Below are 17990 nucleotides of genomic sequence, written 5' to 3'. Positions count from 1 at the left end.
GAAAAGTGTCAACCATGTCTCCGCACACGTGTCCACCATGTGTCCGGTCCATACACCCGCGCAAAAGAAGGTCGCCGTAAAGGCGAAAAGGTGACTATGCGTCGCCCTCGCCAATGCATGTGCTTACATCAATCAAAACCCACACTTTGAGGACCCAAGCCCGGTCAGGGCATCACCCCAACAGTCCCATTCCCCACCTTCGGCTGCCGATAAAGATCCAGCAACACCTGATCCAGCACCTGCGAAGCCCCCCAAGGCTTTGGATCATTGAGAATGGCCGCCACCGCCCAGGTGTGCCCGTTGCTGTCCCGGCTGAACCCGGCAATCGCCCGCACGGTATTCAGGGTCCCGGTCTTGATATGCCCTTCGCCCGTCATGGCGGTGCGCTTGAGCCGCTTGCGCATGGTGCCGTCCATGCCCACCAGCGGCATCGAACTGATGAACTCGGCCGCGTACGGGCTCTTCCAGGCCGCCTGCAGCAGCGCGGCCATCTCGCGGGTGCTGACCCGCTCGGCACGGGACAGGCCCGAGCCGTTCTCCATCACCAGGTGCGGCGCGGTGATGCCTTTCTTGGCCATCCACTGACGCACCACACGTTGAGCGGCGCGGGCGTCGTCGCCGTCAGCGTCGGTGCGGAACTGCGCGCCAAGGCTGAGGAACAACTGCTGGGCCATGGTGTTGTTGCTGTACTTGTTGATGTCGCGGATCACTTCCACGAGGTCTGGTGAGAAGGCCCGAGCCAGCAGGCGTGCGCTCTTGGGCACGTTCTCGATGCGGTCGCGGCCCTGGATGTTGCCACCCAGCTCGTTCCAGATGGCCCGTACGGCACCGGCGGCATAGGTCGGGTGATCCAGCAGCGCCAGGTAGGTCTGCGAGTTGCAGCCATCGGCGAGCTGGCCACTGACCGTGACGCTGACACCATCGGGCTGCACTACCGGGTTGTAGCGCACTTCGCCGGTGCACTGCTTGCCCGCCACCGCCTTGACCTGGTTGTCGATGCGGATGCTGGCGATCGGTGGTTCGACCGACACGTTGACCTTGCCACCGTCGTTACGGGCGACGAAGCGCAGGGCCTTGAGGTTTACCAGCAACGAGTCCGGCTTGACCAGGAACGGCTTGTTGTCGTCACCGCCGTCGTCGTTGAACTGCGGCAGGTTGGGTTGCACGAAGTGGCTGCGATCCAGGATCAGGTCGCCGGTCACGGTGCGCACACCGTTGGCGCGCAGGTCGCGCATCAGCAACCAGAGCTTTTCCATGTTCAGCTTGGGGTCGCCACCGCCCTTGAGGTACAGGTTGCCATTGAGCACGCCGTTGCTCAGGGTGCCGTCGGTGTAGAACTCGGTTTTCCACTGGAAGGTGGGGCCCAGCAGCTCAAGCGCGGCATAGGTGGTGACCAGCTTCATGGTCGAGGCCGGGTTGACCGACACGTCGGCGTTGAACACGGTCGCTGCGCCCGGTCCGTCCAGCGGCAGCATGACCAGCGACAGGGCCGAGTCCTGCAGCTTGTTGGTCTTGAGCGCCTGTTGCACTTTCGGTGGCAGATTGGTGTTTACGGTGGCGGCCTGCACGGACAGCGACAAGGGCAGGAACAGGCCGGCGAACAACAGTGGGCGGAGCGTCTTGATCATAAATGGACAAACCCTGCGGGCGAGGGAAAAAGATACTGGGGCTGTATGAAGTGATGGCCCCAAGACGAATATAGTGCGCATTATGCCCCAAGCGTGCCCTGCATGGGCCTCGTTCGACGGAAAAGCGCCGTTGTGCGCCGGAAACTGGTAAAGTGCCGCGCGTAATTAATTGAGAGGATTGTTTCATGGCTACCAACCGTTCCCGTCGCCTGCGCAAGAAACTGTGCGTGGATGAATTCCAGGAGCTGGGTTTCGAACTGAACCTGGGCTTCAAGGAAGACCTGTCCGATGAAGCCATCGATGCCTTCCTCGATGCTTTCCTGGCTGATGCCATGGATGCCAACGGCCTGGACTATGTCGGCGGCGATGACTTCGGTCTGGTCTGCTCCGTCAAGCGTGGCTCGGTCAGCGAAGAACAGCGCGCCGCTGTCGAAGCCTGGCTCAAAGGCCGTAGCGAACTGACCAGCATCGAAGTCAGCCCGCTGCTGGATGCCTGGTACCCGGAAAAGCCGATCAACCCGGCTTCCTGATCGATGTCGGCGGTACGCCCTGTACCGCTCTCATCCCGCCTCGGCCAGGTGCTCAAGCTGCCTGGCCAGGGCTTTCTCCACGCGGCGCATGTGCCGCGCCAACGCCTGACGGCGCCTTAGCAGTTCGGCCTGGGGTACGTCCGTTCCCTCCAGTGCCTGGCAAGCCTCGATCAACGACCGTGCATTCAGCATCCTTCCCGCGCTGAGGATCTTGTGTGCCTGCAGCGCAAGCTCGTCACCTTCGTGCCGCGGATCGATGGCCATCAGGATCTTCAGGTCCTGGCGCAGGCTCAGGAGCAGGGTTTCGAGGATACGGTCGCGGTCGGCTAGGTTGTCGCCAACGATCGTGGACAGGCCTTTGAGGTCGAAGCGTGGTGCCGAGCCAAGGCGGCCGTCGCACTGCCGGGCAATGGGTGTGATGGCCCTCAGGCGTTGCCCCAGTACCTGCAGGCCGATGGGCTTGAGCAGGCAGTCATCCATGCCGGCATCGAGGCATTGCTGGCGAACCTCGGGCTGGGCGTTGGCGGTATAGCCGAGAATGGTAGAGCGCGGCCGGTCATGCAGGCGTTCCTCCGTGCGCACTGTCCGCGCCAGCTCGTAGCCATTCATCTGTGGCATGTTGCAGTCGACGATCAGCACATCGAAACAGCCTTCGCGCCATATGCGCAGTCCTTCACCACCATCCTCGGCGCTTTCCTGTTTCAGCCCCAGGTAGTTCAACTGCTGGGCCATCAGCAGCAGGTTTGCCGGGTGGTCGTCGATCACCAGAATCCTCAATTGCTCATCCGGTGGCAGGATTTGCGCCATGGGCCGCGGCAGGGCCGCGACCGGCTCGACGCACTGCAGCGGCATCACCAGGCGCACGCGGGTGCCGACACCTTGCAGGCTTTGCAGGGTCAGCTCGCCGCCCATCATCGCGCACAGGTCACGGCTGATCACCAGCCCCAGCCCGGTGCCGGCCCGGGCGCCGTCGCTGTAGGGGTTGGCCTGCACGAAGGGGGAAAACAGGCGCTGCAGGTCCTGCTCGTGTATCCCGATACCGCTGTCGCGGACCTCCAGGTCGAGCGCCGGCAACGCCGATTCGCCGTCGTTGCGCAGCTTGACGGTGATGCGCACCTGCCCCTGTTCGGTGAACTTGATCGCATTGCTGACCAGGTTCGACAGGACCTGCTTGAAGCGCAGCGGGTCGAGCAGCGCATGGCAGCGTGCCTCGCGGGCAATCACCACATCCAGCACCAGGCCCTTGTGCCGAGCCAGGCCGTCGAAAACCCGACCGACCGACTCGACCAGCGCCGCGAGGTCGACGGGTTCGGGTGCCAGGGACATCTGCCCGGATTCGATCCGGGCGATATCCAGTATGTCGCCGATCAAGCCCAGCAGATCGTTGGCCGAATGGTGGGCGACTTCCAGCGCGGGACGGTCCAGTTTGCCCTGCTCGGCGCGCTTCAAGGCCAGCTCCAGCATGCCGATGAGGGCGTTCATCGGCGTGCGGATTTCATGGCTGATGGTGGCCAGGAACGTGCTCTTGGCCCGGTTGGCGTCATCGGCCTGCTGCTTGGCCAGGCGCAGGTCCTGGACCAGGTTGCGGCGTTCGCTGATGTCGATCCAGCCGCCGATGATTCCTTGCATTTCGCCTACCGAATCGCGGTAGGGCAGGATCCAGTGATAGATCGTCAGGTCGCGGTCTTTCAGGTGCAAGGGGCGATCGAGAATCAAGGGTGTTCCCTGCGCCATCACCCGTTGGTAGTCGTCCTGCACCTGCTGGGTATAGTCACAGTCGCTGTAGGGGGCGTCTTCCAGGCGTTTGCCCAGCACCTGTTCGCGGCTGGCGCCGACGGCTTGCAGATAGCTGTCGTTGCAGCTTTGCAGGCGTCCCTTGCGGTCGCGTACATACATGGGATGGGGCGTGCCATTGAGCAGGGCGCCCATGAATTCCAGCTGGTCGTTCAGCGCCCGTTCGGCCCGCTGACGTTGCTTGATCTGACGACGCAGCCGGGCATTCCATACCAGTGCGAGCACCAACAGGACGGCGATCACCCCGACCACCTGCAGGATCACCCGGCGGTAGCTGCGCCAGTAGGCGTCGTCACGCAGGCCGTGGTCGCGCCAGCGGCTGTTGATCACCCCCAGTTCCTCCGGCGAGATGCTCAGCAACGCTTTGTCGAGGATCGAGCCCAGCTCGCTGGCGTCGGGGGCTGTGGCCATGGAAAAGGCTGCGGGCTCCGTGCCGACCGTGCTGCGGATGACCAGGTCGTTGCTGGTGGCGAGCATGTGGTTGGCGTCGATCAGGGTGGCGATCGCCGCATCCACCGCGCCGCTGCCGAGCAGCACCATGGAGTAATAGGTACTTTCGGTGGTGACCTGGTGGATCCGCGGGTGGCGAGCGGCAAGCAGGGCGGCCACGCTGCTGTCGCGGGGTACGGCGACTCGCTTGCCCTTGAGTTGCTTGAGGCTGTTGGGTTGGTCGGTGCCGGTATGGGTGACCAGCACATAGGCGCTCTCCAGATAGGGGCGGCTGACCTGCAGCGGGTTGCTCCGGCGTGCCTCGGTGGACAGGCTGGCGATGATGTCGGCACGCCCGGATTCGAGCTGGTCGATCATGTCGCCGTCGCCACTGGCGCGGTGGATCTCGAAGCGCAGGCCGGTGCGCAGACGAATGAGCTCGAGCAGGTCGGCGACTATCCCTCGCAGGCGATCATTGCTGTCGAAGAACGTCAGTGGCGCCGCCGTGTCGTTGACCACCACGCGCATGATCGGGTGTTGGCTCAGCCACTGTTCCTCGCGTGTCGACAACTGCAGCTTGCGGTCGGTCAGCAAACTGCCGCTACTGGCGCTCCAGCGTTTGAAGATATCGTTGCGGGTGGCGCTGGACTGCGCGTCAAGCGCGGCATCCACCAGGGACTGGAGGGTAGATTCACCTTCGCGCATGGCAAAGCTGAAGCCCACGGCCTCATGCTTGCCGAAGTTGGCCATGCGCACATGCGGCAGGTGACCCTGGCTGATCAGGTAGTGAGTGGAGATGGTATCGCCAATGAACACGTCGGCCTGTTCGAAGGCCACCGCATTCAGGGCCTGGGTGGAAGACTCGAAGGTCAGCAGCTCGGCCTTGGGGTAGTTGGCGTGGATTTCCCCGGGCGGCAGGTAGTGATACAGCATGCTCAGACGCATGCCCGGCAGGCCGGTGTCCAGCGCGCGGCTCTCGTCCTCGCGGGTCACCAGCACGGGCTGGTCAATGGCATAGGGGCGTGACAGCGCCAGGCCCTGGGTGACGGCTTCATAGCCGTTGGCGCTGCCCAGCAGGTCGATATGGCCGCTCTTGAGTGCCGCGACCGCCGCCGGGCGGCTGGGAAAACGCTGCACACGGACAGGCAGGCCCAGGGCACTGCCGATCAAGCCGGCGTAGTCGGCGGTCAGCCCTTGGTATTCGCGCCCGCCCGTGGCGATGTCGAAAGGGGGATAGTCGGGCGCCGAGGTGCCCAGCACCAGCTCTTTGCGCTCTGCGAGCCAGTCGCGCTGGGCTGCTGTCAGGGGCGGCCGGACCGACTTCGGTGTCGAGCGGCTGAGCAAGGTGTAGGTGCGGCCCAGGTCGACGGTCATGCCGCCACCTTGCAGCGGCGTGCCCAGGCAGAGCAGCAATACAGCGATGTACCTCCACGTCATCATTTCAGACCAGTGCGTTGCGCTTGGCGACGTCGATCAACTCTACCAATGTGCTGGCGCGCAACTTGTGCATGAGGCGCTTCTTGTAGGTGCTGACGGTCTTGTTGCTGAGGAACATGCCCTTGGCAATTTCCTTGTTGCTGCGGCCCTGGGCAAAAAGTTGCAGGACCATCAGTTCCCGGTCGTTGACCTGGCGGAACAGTTCCAGCTCCTGGTTGCTGCCTGTCGGCGGTGGATTGAGTGCCTGGCTGGGGAAGTAGTTGTAGCCGGACAGCACGGCCTTGATGGCGCTGAGCAGCTCACTGAGGTCTTCCTGCTTGCACACATACCCGGCCGCGCCGGAGTGCATGCAGCGCACGGCAAACAGCGCCGGCGATTGCGCGGTCAGCACCAGGACCTTCAGCGGGATGGCCATGGCCTGCAGGCGCGAGAGCATTTCCAGGCCATCGAGCTTGGGGATGCTGATGTCCAGAATGACCAGGTCGGGTGGGGTTTCGCGGATCAGCTGCATGGCGTCAACGCCATTGTCCGATTCACCGACCACCCGGTATCCCTGGTTTTCCAGCAACATCCGTATCGCCAGGCGTATAACGGGATGGTCATCAACAATAAAGACTGAGTGCATATTCAACATTCCAGGCTGCAGGTGAAGGCAGCCGGCACATTAGCTCAGTTGCATGGCGACGGGCAGGGAAGTAGGTGCCAAATACGGGATATAGGAATTAACTTACAGCGCCCGCGAAACTTTGCTACGAGAGATGTAGATATTGGCAGGGTCTTATCAGGAGTTGATAACTTTTGCGATGGTAGGAGGCTGGCCAGTTTATTTACAAAAAAATAGCATAGGAAATTTCATACAAATTAAACATGGGTGGCAAACATTCGTCTGCCACCCTCGGTTTTCCTACTTCGGGCTGGAGCGCCCGGTCATTTCCTGGGCCATTTCACTGGCGTAGCTGTCGGTCATGCCGGCGATGAAGTCGATCATGCGCAGGAATGCGCCATGCAGCGAGCCATGCGGGTCGGGGGCATTGTTACCGATCAGGTCCAGCACACGGCGGCTCTTGAACGACGGCGTGCGCCCACCGTGCTGCTCAAGGGCCGCGCCACAGAAGGTGTTGAGCAGGATCTCCAGGGTCGTGTAGGCGCCGATCTCGTGCAGGGTCTTGCGCTTGTCCTGGAAGATCTTCTTGCGTGCCATGTCCTTGGCCTGGAGCACGCAGCGTTGCGCCGGTCCGTGCATGTGCTCCACCAGGTCACCGGCCAGGCGGCCGGCAAGCAGGGCTTGCTGTTGTTCGACGAAGGCCTGGGCGGCGGCATTGGTCAGGTGCTCGATGGCCTTGCCGCGCAGGATCGCCAGCTTGCGCCGGCGTGACTCGCCCGGGCCCAGCAGGCGGTAGGTTTCCGGCAGGTCGTCACCCACCAGGTCCAGCAGCAGCGCCTCGACCTCGGCGTACTGCAGCAGGTCCATCTCCAGCCCGTCCTCGAGGTCGATCAAGGCGTAGCAGATGTCGTCTGCGGCCTCCATCAGGTACACCAGGGGATGGCGCGCCCAGCGCTGGTGTTCGAGCTGGGGCAGGCCGAGCTTGCCGGCGATCTGCTCGAGCAGCCCCAGTTCGCTCTGGTAGCAGCCGAACTTGTGCTTCTTGTAGCCCAGGGCATCGGCGTGGCGCGCGGCCCAGGGGTACTTGAGGTAGGCGCCGAGGGTCGCGTAGGTCAGGCGCATGCCACCGTCGAACTGGTGGTATTCGAGCTGCGTGAGCACGCGAAACCCTTGGGCGTTGCCTTCGAAATTGAGGAAGTCGCCGCGCTGCTCGTCGCTCATGTCGTCCAGCCAGCCACGCCCGGCCGCCTGCTGGAACCAGTGGCGAATGGCGTCCTCGCCCGAGTGGCCGAACGGCGGGTTACCGATGTCGTGGGCCAGGCAGGCCGACTGCACGATCATTCCCAGGTCGCTGGGTTCGCACCAGTCCGGCAGTTGGTCGCGCAGGGTCTCGCCGACACGCATGCCCAGCGAGCGGCCGACACAGCTGACTTCCAGGGAGTGGGTGAGGCGGGTGTGGATGTGGTCGTTGCTGGACACCGGATGCACCTGGGTCTTGCGCCCCAGGCGGCGGAAGGCGCCGGAGAAGATGATGCGGTCGTGATCCTTGTGGAAAGGACTGCGCCCGAGCTCCTCGGGGCTGTAGAGGGCCTTGCCCAGTCGTTCGCGGGTCAGCAGGGTTTGCCAGTCCAAGGCGTGTTCTCCCATCGTAGAGTCGGGATAGCTTCCTGTGTCCGGCGCGCCCGCGCAAGGGCCGGGCGCGCTCGGGCTTCAGCGGCGGCGGCTGCCGAGGAGCAGGCGGATCAAGGGAGCCAGGCTGGCGCCCAGGCGTACCAGGCGGGTCAGGTTGCCGCTGCGTACGCCCTTGCCGGTGAGAAAGCCCAGGGCGACCACGGCGCCAATGCCCCACAGCGAGCCGTGCTTGACCCCCAGGCCTTCACCGAACGAGCCGCCCATGCCGCGCAGACGGCGGACCGGTTCGAGCAGTTGCCCGGATTCGTGGCGGATCTCCTGGCGGTGCATTTCCATGCGCAGGCGCAGCAGCGCCTTGCGCAGCTCCCGTGGATTACGCGTGTTGGGTAGTTCTGGCAGGCTCATGGCAGCAGGCGCTCCCGATCCTTGGCCAACTCCTCGAGGGTGGCATTGAACGGCGAGGACTCGTCGAACACCGCGGCCTTCAGGCGCAGGCCACAGTACAGCGCGGCGACCCCGTAGAACACGCAAAGGCCGATGATCCCGGCCAGGCGGTAGCTGTCCCACAGCAGCACCAGCACCAGGCCCGACAGGGCGGTCAGCAGCAGCAGGGCGAACACCAGCGCCAGGCCGGCGAACAACAGCAGGCTCAAGGTACGGGCCTTCTGCTCCTGCAACTCGATACCGAACAGCTCGATATGGCTGTGCAGCAAGCCCAGCACGGCCGCGCCCAGGCGCCTGCCGGAGGCGCCCGTGCCGATGGCTTCGTTGTCCATGAAGGTTCCTCAGCGCTTGGCCAGCAGGCCGATCAGCAGGCCGACGCCGGCGGCGATGCCGATGGCCTGCCACGGGTTCTCCTGCACGTACTGCTCGGCGTTGCCCAGGGCCGCCTGGCCACGGGCACGCACCGAGTCCTGGGTCAGTTGCAGGGTTTCACGAGCCTGGACCAGGCGATCGTGGATCTGTTCGCGCAGTTCATCGGCCTGGTCGCCGGCCAGGTTGGCCGTGTCGGCCAGCAGTTTTTCGGTGTCGCGGACCAGGGCCTGGAAGTCAGCCATCAGTATGTCTTGTGCAGTCTTTGCCGATTTGCTGGCCATGAGTGGGCCTCTCCCTGTGGATGTGTGTGGCTATTTCGAGTGATCGGTGGCGCGGAAGGTTCAGCGGGATGTGTTGGTACAGCGCTTGCTAAAAAGCGGTGCGTGTCCGCCGAGGCCTGCGCCGAAATCATGCGCGCTTGATGCGGATACCGCTAAACCTTAACCCAATCCACGACAAACCCAAGAAAAAACCACGCAGGCACCGCCCGGGTCACCGAAACGGGGCAGGGGCCTGGCACCGATGCGGTGCATGGATGCCGGTTCTTGAACTGTCCTGGTGCCTTTTTGCAGGTCTGCCACTACATGGAAAACACTCACAGCGCGATGGACTCCCTGGTCCACGGCTCCAACACTTTGTTTATCCTCATGGGCGCGATACTGGTCCTGGCCATGCATGCGGGGTTCGCCTTTCTCGAAGTCGGCACAGTGCGGTACAAGAATCAGGTCAACGCCTTGTCGAAGATCCTCAGCGACTTCGCCATCTCGGCGCTGGTGTACTTCTTCGTCGGTTACTGGATCGCCTATGGCGTGAGCTTCCTGCAGCCGGCGGCGGCGCTGGCCAGCGACCATGGCTACGCGCTGGTCAAATGTTTTTTCCTGCTGACCTTCGCCGCCGCGATTCCGGCAATCATTTCCGGCGGCATCGCCGAACGGGCGCGCTTTGCGCCGCAACTGTGCGCAACGGCGTTGATCGTGGCGTTCATCTACCCGTTTTTCGAAGGCATCGTGTGGAACGGCAACTTCGGCCTGCAGGCCTGGTTGCAAACGCGTTTCGGTGCGCCGTTCCACGACTTCGCCGGCTCCGTGGTGGTGCACGCCATGGGGGGCTGGCTGGCGCTGGCGGCGGTGCTGCTGCTAGGCGCGCGCCGCGGCCGTTATCGCGATGGCCGGCTGGTGGCGTTTGCCCCCTCGAGCATTCCGTTCCTGGCGCTGGGGTCGTGGATCCTGATCATCGGCTGGTTCGGCTTCAACGTCATGAGCGCGCAGACCCTGCAAGGGGTGAGCGGGCTCGTGGCGATCAACTCGCTGATGGCCATGGTCGGTGGCACCCTGTCGGCCCTGCTGGCCGGGCGCAACGACCCCGGCTTCCTGCACAACGGCCCGCTGGCCGGCCTGGTGGCGGTGTGCGCGGGTTCCGACCTGATGCACCCGGTGGGGGCGCTGGCCACCGGCCTGGTGGCAGGCGGGCTGTTTGTCTGGTGCTTCACTGCCGCGCAGAACCGCTGGAAGATCGACGACGTGCTGGGGGTATGGCCGCTGCATGGCCTGTGCGGCGTGTGGGGCGGCATCGCCTGCGGCGTGTTCGGGCAGGTGGCCCTGGGTGGCCTCGGCGGTGTCAGCCTGGCCAGCCAACTGCTGGGCAGCTTGGCGGGTGTGCTGGTGGCACTGGTCGGCGGCTTTGCCGTGTACGGTCTGCTCAAGGCGCTGCATGGCTTGCGCTTGAACCATGAACAGGAGTTCCAGGGCGCGGACCTGGCGGTGCATCGAATCGGCGCCACCAGCCAGGATTGAGGCAGGTCAGGTGCACGCAGGCGCAGGCGGACCTAGAATGAGCATCCCTTCCTGCGATTTTGCGGATAGACGCATGCTGCCTGAAACCCAATTGTTCGGCACCCTCGGGTGCCATCTGTGCGAAGTGGCCGAAGCCGTGCTGATGCCGTTCGTCGAGCACGGCTTGCTGGTCGAGCTGGTCGACATCGCCGACAGTGAGGCGCTGTTCGAACGTTACGGGCTGATCATTCCGGTATTGCGCCGTTGCGATACCGGGGCCGAGCTGGGCTGGCCGTTCGATGCCGAGCAGGTAGTGGCCTTCCTCGGCTGAGTCGCGCATTGACGGCCCAGGCTTCGCTTCGTATGCTGTATATAAATACAGTATCCCGAGGTAAGCCATGCTCAATGTCGAGCAACTCAAGTACAGCATCAATCACATGGCCCCCGAGCGTGTGTGCGAGGCGGTGCTGGAACTGCGCCTCGATGGCATCGTCACCGACGAGCGCACACCGTTCGGCAAGGTCCATTTCAATACCTGCTTCGCCGAGATCGAGGCGCTGTTCCAGCGCGCCGGCTTCCACCGTCCGCTGGATGTCGTGGGCTACCAGGGGCTGAGCTATGCCCTCTATGATCCGGGCCGCTGGGACGCGGTGCAGGTGCTGCGCTGGCTCAAGGCGCGCTGCGAGCCAGCCTGCGAGGCTGGTTGACGTACGCCGGGTAGGGGATAATGCCCGCCCCCTGCTTGACCGAGCCTGATGATGACCACGCCTTTCGACCCCGCCCAGCAACAAGCCAGCACTGTCTGTCTGCCTCCAGGGCCCTGGGCTACGGTGCTTGATTGCCTGTGCGAGCATTTCAAGGGCATCAGCCGTGAGCAATGGCTCGACCGCTTCGCCCGAGGGCGGGTGTTGAATGCCGAAGGCCAGCCCATTGCAGCGGACACCCGCTATCGTCGGGGCATGCGCCTGCATTATTTTCGTGAAGTACCCAATGAAAAGGTGATCCCTGTGCAGGAAGAAATCCTGCATGTGGATGAGCACCTGGTGGTAGCGGACAAGCCGCATTTCCTGCCGGTGACGCCCACCGGCGAGTACGTCGAGCAGACGCTGCTGCGTCGGCTGATCCGGCGCCTGGACAACCCGCACCTGGTGCCGCTGCATCGCATCGACCGACACACTGCCGGGCTGGTGCTGTTCTCTGCCAACCCGCAGAGCCGTGGCGCCTATCAACGCCTGTTCCCCGAGCGGCGTATCGACAAGCATTACCAGGCCATCGCCGCGGCCATGCCGCAGCATGATTACCCGTTGGTGCACCGCAGCCGTCTGGTGCACGGTGAGCCGTTCTTCCGCATGCATGAGGTGGAAGGGGTCGATAACAGTGAAACTCACGCCTGTGTGCTGGAGAAAAATGGCGATCTGTGGCGCTATGGCCTGTCGCCGGTCACCGGCAAGACCCACCAGTTGCGCGTGCATATGGCGGCGCTGGGCGCGGGGATCTGCAACGATCCGTTCTATCCCCAACTGGTCAACGAGCAGGATGATTACGCACGGCCACTGAAGCTGCTGGCCCATAGCCTGCGCTTCGAGGATCCGTTGACGGGTGAGGTGCGTTACTTCGAGAGCCGGCTGGCGCTCGACTGGTAAAAGCATCGGGGGCCAGTCGCCGCTGCGACTGGCCCCCCGATGGCGTCTACCGATTTCAGCGGTTGAAGCGCTCCACCAGCGAGTACTGGGTACCCGCCGTGCTGGTCAGCTCTTCGCTGAGCAGCGCCGAGCGCTGGGCCTGGCCGGCGGTCTGGTCGGCGAGGTCGGCGATGGTACTGATGTTGCGGCTGATCTCCTCGGCCACCGCACTCTGCTCTTCGGTGGCCGCGGCGATCTGGGTCGCCATGTCGGTGATGTTGGCCACGGCCTCGCTGATGCCCACCAATGCCTCGTCGGCCTGCATGACCCGCTCGACACCTTCCTGGGCCTGGCGATGGCCGGTCTCCATAGTCTGCACCGCGTTGTTGGCGGTCTGTTGCAGCTTGGCGATCAGGGTGTGGATCTGCCCGGTGGATTCGGCGGTGCGCTGGGCCAGCTGGCGGACCTCATCGGCGACCACGGCGAAGCCGCGGCCCATCTCACCGGCACGCGCCGCTTCGATGGCGGCGTTGAGCGCCAGCAGGTTGGTCTGGTCGGCGATGCCCTTGATCACATCGACCACGCCGCCAATCTCGTCGCTGTCCTTGGCCAGCTGGGTGACGGTCAGCCCGGTTTCACCCACGGCAGCCGACAGCCGCTCGATGGCGTCACGGGTTTCGCCGGCGATATTGCGGCCTTGGCTGGTCAGGCGATTGGCCTCCTGCGTCGCGTCGGCGGTGCGCTGGACATGGTTGGCCACTTCCTGAGTGGTGGCGGCCATCTGGTTGACGGCGGCGGCCACCTGCTCGGTTTCCACGCGCTGGCGCTCCAGGCCCGAGGAGCTCTGGTGGGCGAGGGTGTCGGACTGGCGGGCTTGGTCGCTGAGCTGCTCGGCGCTGTCCTGCAGGCGGGTCAGGCAGGTCTTCATCCGTGCGTCCTGGCTGAGCATGGCCATTTCCAGGCGTGCCTGGACGCCGCGGCTGTCGGTGTACATCTGCGCGATCAGCGGGTCGGAGGTGGTCTGTTCGGCCAGACGCAGCAGGCGCTTGAGGCCGCGTTGCTGCCAACCCAGCCCGAGCAGGCCGAGCGGCACCGACAGGCCGGCGGCCAGGGCGAAGCCCCAGGAGTGGCCGAGCCAGTTGCCGATCAGGAAACCGACCTGGCTGACCAGGATGAACGGCAGCCAGTCCTGCAGCACCGGCAGCCACTTGTCACGTTTCGGGATGGCCGACCTGCCCTGGTTGATGCGCTGGTACAGCGCCTCGGCGCGGCGGATCTGCTCGGCGGTGGGCTTGACCCGCACCGACTCGTAGCCGACCACCTGGTTGCTGTCGAAGATCGGCGTGACGTAGGCATTGACCCAGTAGTGGTCGCCCGACTTGCAGCGGTTCTTGACGATGCCCATCCACGGCAGGCCCTGCTTCAGGGTCTGCCACATATGGGCGAACACGGCTGGCGGGACGTCGGGGTGGCGCACCAGGTTGTGCGGCGCGCCCATCAGGTCCTCGCGGGAGAATCCGCTGATTTCGATGAAGGCATCGTTGCAGTAAGTGATCACGCCTTTGGCGTTGGTGGTGGAGATCAACCGCTGCTGGGCAGGGAAAGTCCGTTCTCTCTGGGTAATCGGCTGGTTGTTACGCATTGGCTGTTCAATCCGCAAGGCTTTCGACGGGTATCGGCAAGCCTCTGGTTTTATTGAATGAATATTTAACTGTCTTGATCTGGAGCAATGTGCCGTCAGTGCGGTTGAGCTATCGCAGCCGACCTGATCGCAACCATTGCCTTCAATATTGCAGTTTTTCTTACAAATGATGACGGATAAGTCTGATCATGACGGATTGCTCAGCCCGGGGCCAGCATCGGGTAGCTGAACAGGGCGAAGTGCGCCAGGTTGACGCAGGTGTGGCACAGCACCGCCGCTGCCAGCCCGCCATGGCGATAGGCCAGACCGTATCCCACCCCGGCCAGGGTGGCCAGGTAGAACCATTGCCAGCCACCGGCCAGGTGCGCGAGGCCGAACAACAGCGCGGCCAACAGCAGCGCCAGCCCCTCATGCTTGAACAGACGTTGCAGGCCGCCCTGGATGTAGCCACGGAACAGCAGTTCCTCGGTCAGGCTCACCAGCAGCAGGTTGTTGGCCAGCCATAGCCAGGCCTGGTCCGGCCATTTCGGCGCCCAGGCCACCATCCCCAAGGCCCAGGCGCCGCCCAGGCAGGCGAGCAGGGTAAGGGGCAGGATCAGCGCCAGGCTCATGGCCAGGCCGCGACCGCGCAGCATTACCAGCCAAGGGCAGGCCAGCAGCAGCCACAGGCCGATCAGTGGTTTGTCGAGGTTCAGGTACATGGAGAAGGGCACCGCGCCTTCGCTGAGGACGGCCTTGTCGATGACGCGGGCGCCATGGAAGCCGGGCAGCCAGTGCAGCGCCAAGGCGACGGCGAGAACGACGAAGAGCAGGTGGCCGAGGGTCTGTTGCCAGCGGACCTGGCGGCGCGCCAGCAGGCCGCTGCAGAACAGGGCGAGCAAGGCGGGCAGGGCGATCAGGCCGATACTGCCGTGGGTCAGTGCGAGGGTGTAGCCGAGGCCGAGCAGGAGCAGGGCGATCCAGTGGAGACGGGGCATTGGGTTTCCTTGTGCCGGTGGGTCCATGGAAGGTAGGACTCAGCCAAGCGGCTTCAGGACACCATGCTCTGCAGGAACAACGATATGAAGGCGCAGGCATGGGTGCGGGGCAACCCCGCTCCCACGACAGCCCGCACCAAAGGCGCGGGCGCGAGCAGTGAATTCCTACCCTGCGATCAATTGCCGCAGCACATAATGCAGGATCCCGCCCGATTTGAAGTATTCCACCTCATTGAGCGTATCGATCCGGCACAGCACCTCGATCTGCTCCTGGCGCCCATCCTCGCGGGTAATGCGCAGCGGCAGGCTCATGCCCGGGCGGATCTGCGCATCGGTCAGCCCCAGCACATCGATGCGCTCGCTGCCGGTCAGCCCCAGGCGCTTGCGGTCGTCCCCCGCCTTGAACTGCAGCGGCAGCACGCCCATGCCCACCAGGTTGGAGCGGTGGATGCGTTCGAAACTTTCCGCCAGCACCGCCTTGACCCCCAGCAGGTTGGTGCCTTTGGCCGCCCAGTCGCGGCTGGAGCCGGTGCCGTATTCCTGCCCGGCGATCACCACCAGCGGCGTGCCATCCTGCTGGTAGCGCATGGCGGCGTCGTAGATCGACAGTTTCTCGCCCGTGGGTACAAACAAGGTGTTGCCGCCTTCCTCGCCACCGAGCATTTCGTTGCGGATGCGGATGTTGGCGAAGGTGCCGCGCATCATCACCTCATGATTACCGCGCCGTGAGCCGTAGGAGTTGAAGTCGCGCGGTTCCACGCCCTTGCCGCGCAGGTAGCGCCCGGCCGGGCTGTCGGCCTTGATGTTGCCGGCCGGGGAGATGTGGTCGGTGGTCACCGAGTCGCCGAGCAGGGCGAGGATGCGTGCGTTGCGTACATCACCGATCTCCGGCAGCGGGCCGCCGATGTCATCGAAGAAGGGTGGGTGCTGGATATAGGTGGAATCGTCCTGCCAGACATAGGTCGCGGCCTGGGGCACTTCGATCGCCTGCCATTGGGCGTCGCCGGCGAACACCTCGGCATATTCCTTGTGGAACATGCGGGTGTCGACATTGCTGACCGCCTCGGCGATTTCCTGCTGGCTTGGCCAGATGTCGCGCAGGTACACGGGCTTGCCGTCCTTGCCGGTGCCGAGCGGGTCCTGGCTGAGGTCGACGCGCACGCTGCCGGCCAGGGCGTAGGCCACCACCAGCGGCGGCGAAGCCAGCCAGTTGGTCTTGACCAGCGGGTGTACCCGGCCTTCGAAGTTGCGGTTGCCCGACAGCACCGAGGCGACGGTGAGGTCGGCGCTGCCGATGGCTTGCTCGATGGCCTCGTCCAGGGGGCCCGAGTTGCCGATACAGGTGGTGCAGCCATAGCCGACCAGGTCGAAACCGAGCTGGTCGAGGTAGGGTGTCAGGCCTGCGGCTTTATAGTAATCGGTGACCACCTTGGAGCCGGGGGCGAGCGAACTCTTCACCCAGGGCTTGCGTTGCAGGCCTTTCTCCACGGCTTTCTTCGCCACCAGCCCGGCGGCCATCATCACGCTGGGGTTGGAGGTGTTGGTGCAGGAGGTGATGGCGGCGATCACCACCGCGCCGTCGCGCAGGGTGTGGGTCTGGTTTTCGTGGGTGTAGTCGATCTCGCCTGCCTGGTCGGCATTGCCCACCGCCACGCCACCGCCGCCTTCGCTTTCCAGGCGGCCGACTTCCTTGGCCAGCGGTTTGGGCTGCAACTCGATGAAGTGGTCGAAGGCCTGGCGCACCTGGCCCAGGGCGACGCGGTCCTGCGGGCGCTTGGGCCCGGCCAGGCTGGCCTCCACATCGTTCATGTCCAACGCCAGGGTGTCGCTGAACAGCGGCTCCTGGCCGGGCAGGCGCCACAGGCCCTGGGCCTTGCAGTAGGCCTCGACCAGTTGTACGGCTTCCTCGGGGCGACCGGACAGGCGCAGGTAGTCGAGGGTCACCTGGTCGACCGGGAAGAAGCCACAGGTGGCGCCATACTCGGGGGCCATGTTGGCGATGGTGGCGCGATCGGCCAGTGGCAGGTCGGCCAGGCCGTCGCCATAGAACTCGACGAACTTGCCCACCACGCCCTTCTTGCGCAGCATCTGCGTGACCGTCAGGACCAGGTCGGTGGCGGTGATGCCTTCGCGCAGCTTGCCGGTGAGCTTGAAGCCGATCACCTCGGGGATCAGCATCGATACCGGCTGGCCGAGCATGGCCGCCTCGGCCTCGATGCCGCCCACGCCCCAGCCGAGCACGCCGAGGCCATTGATCATGGTGGTGTGCGAGTCGGTGCCGACCAGGGTGTCGGGGAAGGCATAGGTGCGGCCTTCCTCCTCGCGGGTCCATACCGTGCGGCCCAGGTATTCGAGGTTGACCTGGTGGCAGATGCCGGTGCCCGGCGGCACCACCCGGAAGTTGTCGAAGGCGCTCTGGCCCCAGCGCAGGAAGGCGTAGCGTTCGCCGTTGCGCTGCATTTCGATGTCGACGTTCTGGGCAAATGCGGCCGGGGTGGCATAACGGTCGACCATCACCGAGTGGTCGATCACCAGGTCCACCGGCGACAACGGGTTGATCCGCTGCGGGTCGCCGCCGGCCTTGGCCATGGCCGCGCGCATGGCGGCCAGGTCGACCACCGCCGGCACGCCGGTGAAGTCCTGCATCAGCACCCGCGCCGGGCGGTACTGGATCTCGCGGTCGGAGCGGCGCTCCTGCAGCCAGGCGGCCAGGGCCTTGAGGTCGTCGCCGGTGACAGTCTTGCCGTCTTCCCAGCGCAGCAAGTTCTCCAGCAGCACCTTGAGCGACATCGGCAGGCGCTGCAGGTCGCCGAGCTGGCGGGCGGCGTCGGGCAAGCTGAAATAGTGGTAGGCGCGGTCGGCCACCTGGAGGGTCTTGAGGGTTTTCAGGCTATCGAGCGAGGGCATTTACAACTCCTTGTGCTCCGGTGCCCGGCGACTGCGGGTCGCTCGCCGGTGTCACCGCTCTGGACCAGTCCGCACGGCACGGACCTGGCTGAACAGTCAGGTTAGACCGGTTTGCCGGTCCCGACCCTTTTCTGGACCGATGGGGCGTGTCGCTGGTTCCCGACTTCCTTTATCATTCGCCGCCCTGGCGCCGTCTGCGT

General features: G+C 64.5%; 15 protein-coding genes. 5 read left to right on the top strand and 10 right to left on the bottom strand.

The window, feature by feature from the left end; translation table 11 throughout:
- Positions 1-164: 164 nt before the first annotated feature.
- Positions 165-1628, bottom strand: coding sequence for a D-alanyl-D-alanine carboxypeptidase/D-alanyl-D-alanine endopeptidase (gene dacB / locus ACODS9_RS05110; RefSeq protein WP_401105700.1), 1464 nt, complete (start codon positions 1626-1628; stop codon positions 165-167).
- Between the two features lie 185 nt (positions 1629-1813).
- Between dacB and ACODS9_RS05105 the strand changes: the two genes are divergently transcribed.
- On the top strand, positions 1814-2158 hold the full coding sequence (locus ACODS9_RS05105; RefSeq protein ID WP_046856427.1) for a YggL family protein: 345 nt from the start codon (positions 1814-1816) through the stop codon (positions 2156-2158).
- Positions 2159-2188: 30 nt separating this feature from the next.
- On the opposite strand, the gene ACODS9_RS05100 is transcribed toward ACODS9_RS05105, so the two are convergent.
- The 6 genes from ACODS9_RS05100 to ACODS9_RS05075 form a co-directional block, all read right to left on the bottom strand.
- On the bottom strand, positions 2189-5821 hold the full coding sequence (locus ACODS9_RS05100) for a transporter substrate-binding domain-containing protein (protein ID WP_489093420.1): 3633 nt from the start codon (positions 5819-5821) through the stop codon (positions 2189-2191).
- Position 5822: 1 nt separating this feature from the next.
- Positions 5823-6443 (bottom strand): response regulator transcription factor, encoded by a 621-nt coding sequence (locus ACODS9_RS05095; protein WP_031315749.1) that lies wholly within the window; start codon positions 6441-6443, stop codon positions 5823-5825.
- A 279-nt stretch (positions 6444-6722) separates the two neighbouring features.
- Positions 6723-8054 (bottom strand): deoxyguanosinetriphosphate triphosphohydrolase, encoded by a 1332-nt coding sequence (locus ACODS9_RS05090; RefSeq protein ID WP_367856613.1) that lies wholly within the window; start codon positions 8052-8054, stop codon positions 6723-6725.
- A gap of 78 nt (positions 8055-8132) precedes the next feature.
- The gene (locus ACODS9_RS05085) at positions 8133-8459 is read right to left on the bottom strand and encodes a hypothetical protein (RefSeq protein WP_489093419.1); all 327 of its coding nucleotides are present in this window, start codon (positions 8457-8459) and stop codon (positions 8133-8135) included.
- Positions 8456-8830 (bottom strand): phage holin family protein, encoded by a 375-nt coding sequence (locus ACODS9_RS05080; protein ID WP_102683128.1) that lies wholly within the window; start codon positions 8828-8830, stop codon positions 8456-8458. Before ACODS9_RS05080 ends, ACODS9_RS05085 begins: the two co-directional genes overlap by 4 nt.
- A 9-nt stretch (positions 8831-8839) precedes the next feature.
- The gene (locus tag ACODS9_RS05075; RefSeq protein ID WP_367856612.1) at positions 8840-9151 is read right to left on the bottom strand and encodes an ElaB/YgaM/YqjD family protein; all 312 of its coding nucleotides are present in this window, start codon (positions 9149-9151) and stop codon (positions 8840-8842) included.
- A 303-nt stretch (positions 9152-9454) separates the two neighbouring features.
- Here ACODS9_RS05075 and ACODS9_RS05070 point away from each other — a divergent pair, with 303 nt between their 5' ends.
- The 4 genes from ACODS9_RS05070 (at position 9455) to ACODS9_RS05055 (ending at position 12285) form a co-directional block, all read left to right on the top strand.
- Complete coding sequence (locus tag ACODS9_RS05070; protein WP_489093418.1) at positions 9455-10663, top strand: ammonium transporter; 1209 nt, start codon at positions 9455-9457, stop codon at positions 10661-10663.
- A 73-nt stretch (positions 10664-10736) separates the two neighbouring features.
- Complete coding sequence (locus ACODS9_RS05065) at positions 10737-10973, top strand: glutaredoxin family protein (protein WP_046856422.1); 237 nt, start codon at positions 10737-10739, stop codon at positions 10971-10973.
- Positions 10974-11040: 67 nt separating this feature from the next.
- The gene (locus tag ACODS9_RS05060) at positions 11041-11349 is read left to right on the top strand and encodes a hypothetical protein (protein ID WP_046856421.1); all 309 of its coding nucleotides are present in this window, start codon (positions 11041-11043) and stop codon (positions 11347-11349) included.
- Between the two features lie 51 nt (positions 11350-11400).
- Complete coding sequence (locus ACODS9_RS05055) at positions 11401-12285, top strand: pseudouridine synthase (RefSeq protein WP_046856420.1); 885 nt, start codon at positions 11401-11403, stop codon at positions 12283-12285.
- A gap of 55 nt (positions 12286-12340) precedes the next feature.
- Here ACODS9_RS05055 and ACODS9_RS05050 read toward each other — a convergent pair whose 3' ends face one another.
- From ACODS9_RS05050 to acnA, 3 genes are all read right to left on the bottom strand, one after another.
- Complete coding sequence (locus tag ACODS9_RS05050; protein WP_489093417.1) at positions 12341-13906, bottom strand: methyl-accepting chemotaxis protein; 1566 nt, start codon at positions 13904-13906, stop codon at positions 12341-12343.
- 200 nt (positions 13907-14106) lie between these two features.
- Positions 14107-14883, bottom strand: a complete 777-nt coding sequence (locus ACODS9_RS05045; RefSeq protein WP_401105705.1) for a CPBP family glutamic-type intramembrane protease — start codon at positions 14881-14883, stop codon at positions 14107-14109.
- Between the two features lie 165 nt (positions 14884-15048).
- Positions 15049-17790: an aconitate hydratase AcnA gene (acnA, locus tag ACODS9_RS05040; protein WP_489093416.1), complete on the bottom strand. Its 2742-nt coding sequence runs from the start codon at positions 17788-17790 to the stop codon at positions 15049-15051.
- Positions 17791-17990: the final 200 nt, after the last annotated feature.

This window comes from Pseudomonas sp. FG36 (assembly GCF_057809275.1).
This window is presented reverse-complemented; position numbering and strand designations above follow the sequence as displayed.

Bases quoted from the DNA above. Each gene is read 5' to 3' on its own strand.
- ACODS9_RS05045 (WP_401105705.1), bottom strand. From the start codon at position 14,883: ATGCCCCGTCTCCACTGGATCGCCCTGCTCCTGCTCGGCCTCGGCTAC.
- ACODS9_RS05105 (WP_046856427.1), top strand. From the start codon at position 1,814: ATGGCTACCAACCGTTCCCGTCGCCTGCGCAAGAAACTGTGCGTGGAT.
- ACODS9_RS05080 (WP_102683128.1), bottom strand. From the start codon at position 8,830: ATGGACAACGAAGCCATCGGCACGGGCGCCTCCGGCAGGCGCCTGGGC.
- ACODS9_RS05085 (WP_489093419.1), bottom strand. From the start codon at position 8,459: ATGAGCCTGCCAGAACTACCCAACACGCGTAATCCACGGGAGCTGCGC.
- ACODS9_RS05095 (WP_031315749.1), bottom strand. From the start codon at position 6,443: ATGCACTCAGTCTTTATTGTTGATGACCATCCCGTTATACGCCTGGCG.
- ACODS9_RS05070 (WP_489093418.1), top strand. From the start codon at position 9,455: ATGGAAAACACTCACAGCGCGATGGACTCCCTGGTCCACGGCTCCAAC.
- dacB (WP_401105700.1), bottom strand. From the start codon at position 1,628: ATGATCAAGACGCTCCGCCCACTGTTGTTCGCCGGCCTGTTCCTGCCC.
- ACODS9_RS05055 (WP_046856420.1), top strand. From the start codon at position 11,401: ATGACCACGCCTTTCGACCCCGCCCAGCAACAAGCCAGCACTGTCTGT.
- ACODS9_RS05065 (WP_046856422.1), top strand. From the start codon at position 10,737: ATGCTGCCTGAAACCCAATTGTTCGGCACCCTCGGGTGCCATCTGTGC.
- ACODS9_RS05060 (WP_046856421.1), top strand. From the start codon at position 11,041: ATGCTCAATGTCGAGCAACTCAAGTACAGCATCAATCACATGGCCCCC.
- ACODS9_RS05075 (WP_367856612.1), bottom strand. From the start codon at position 9,151: ATGGCCAGCAAATCGGCAAAGACTGCACAAGACATACTGATGGCTGAC.
- ACODS9_RS05100 (WP_489093420.1), bottom strand. From the start codon at position 5,821: ATGATGACGTGGAGGTACATCGCTGTATTGCTGCTCTGCCTGGGCACG.
- ACODS9_RS05050 (WP_489093417.1), bottom strand. From the start codon at position 13,906: ATGCGTAACAACCAGCCGATTACCCAGAGAGAACGGACTTTCCCTGCC.
- acnA (WP_489093416.1), bottom strand. From the start codon at position 17,790: ATGCCCTCGCTCGATAGCCTGAAAACCCTCAAGACCCTCCAGGTGGCC.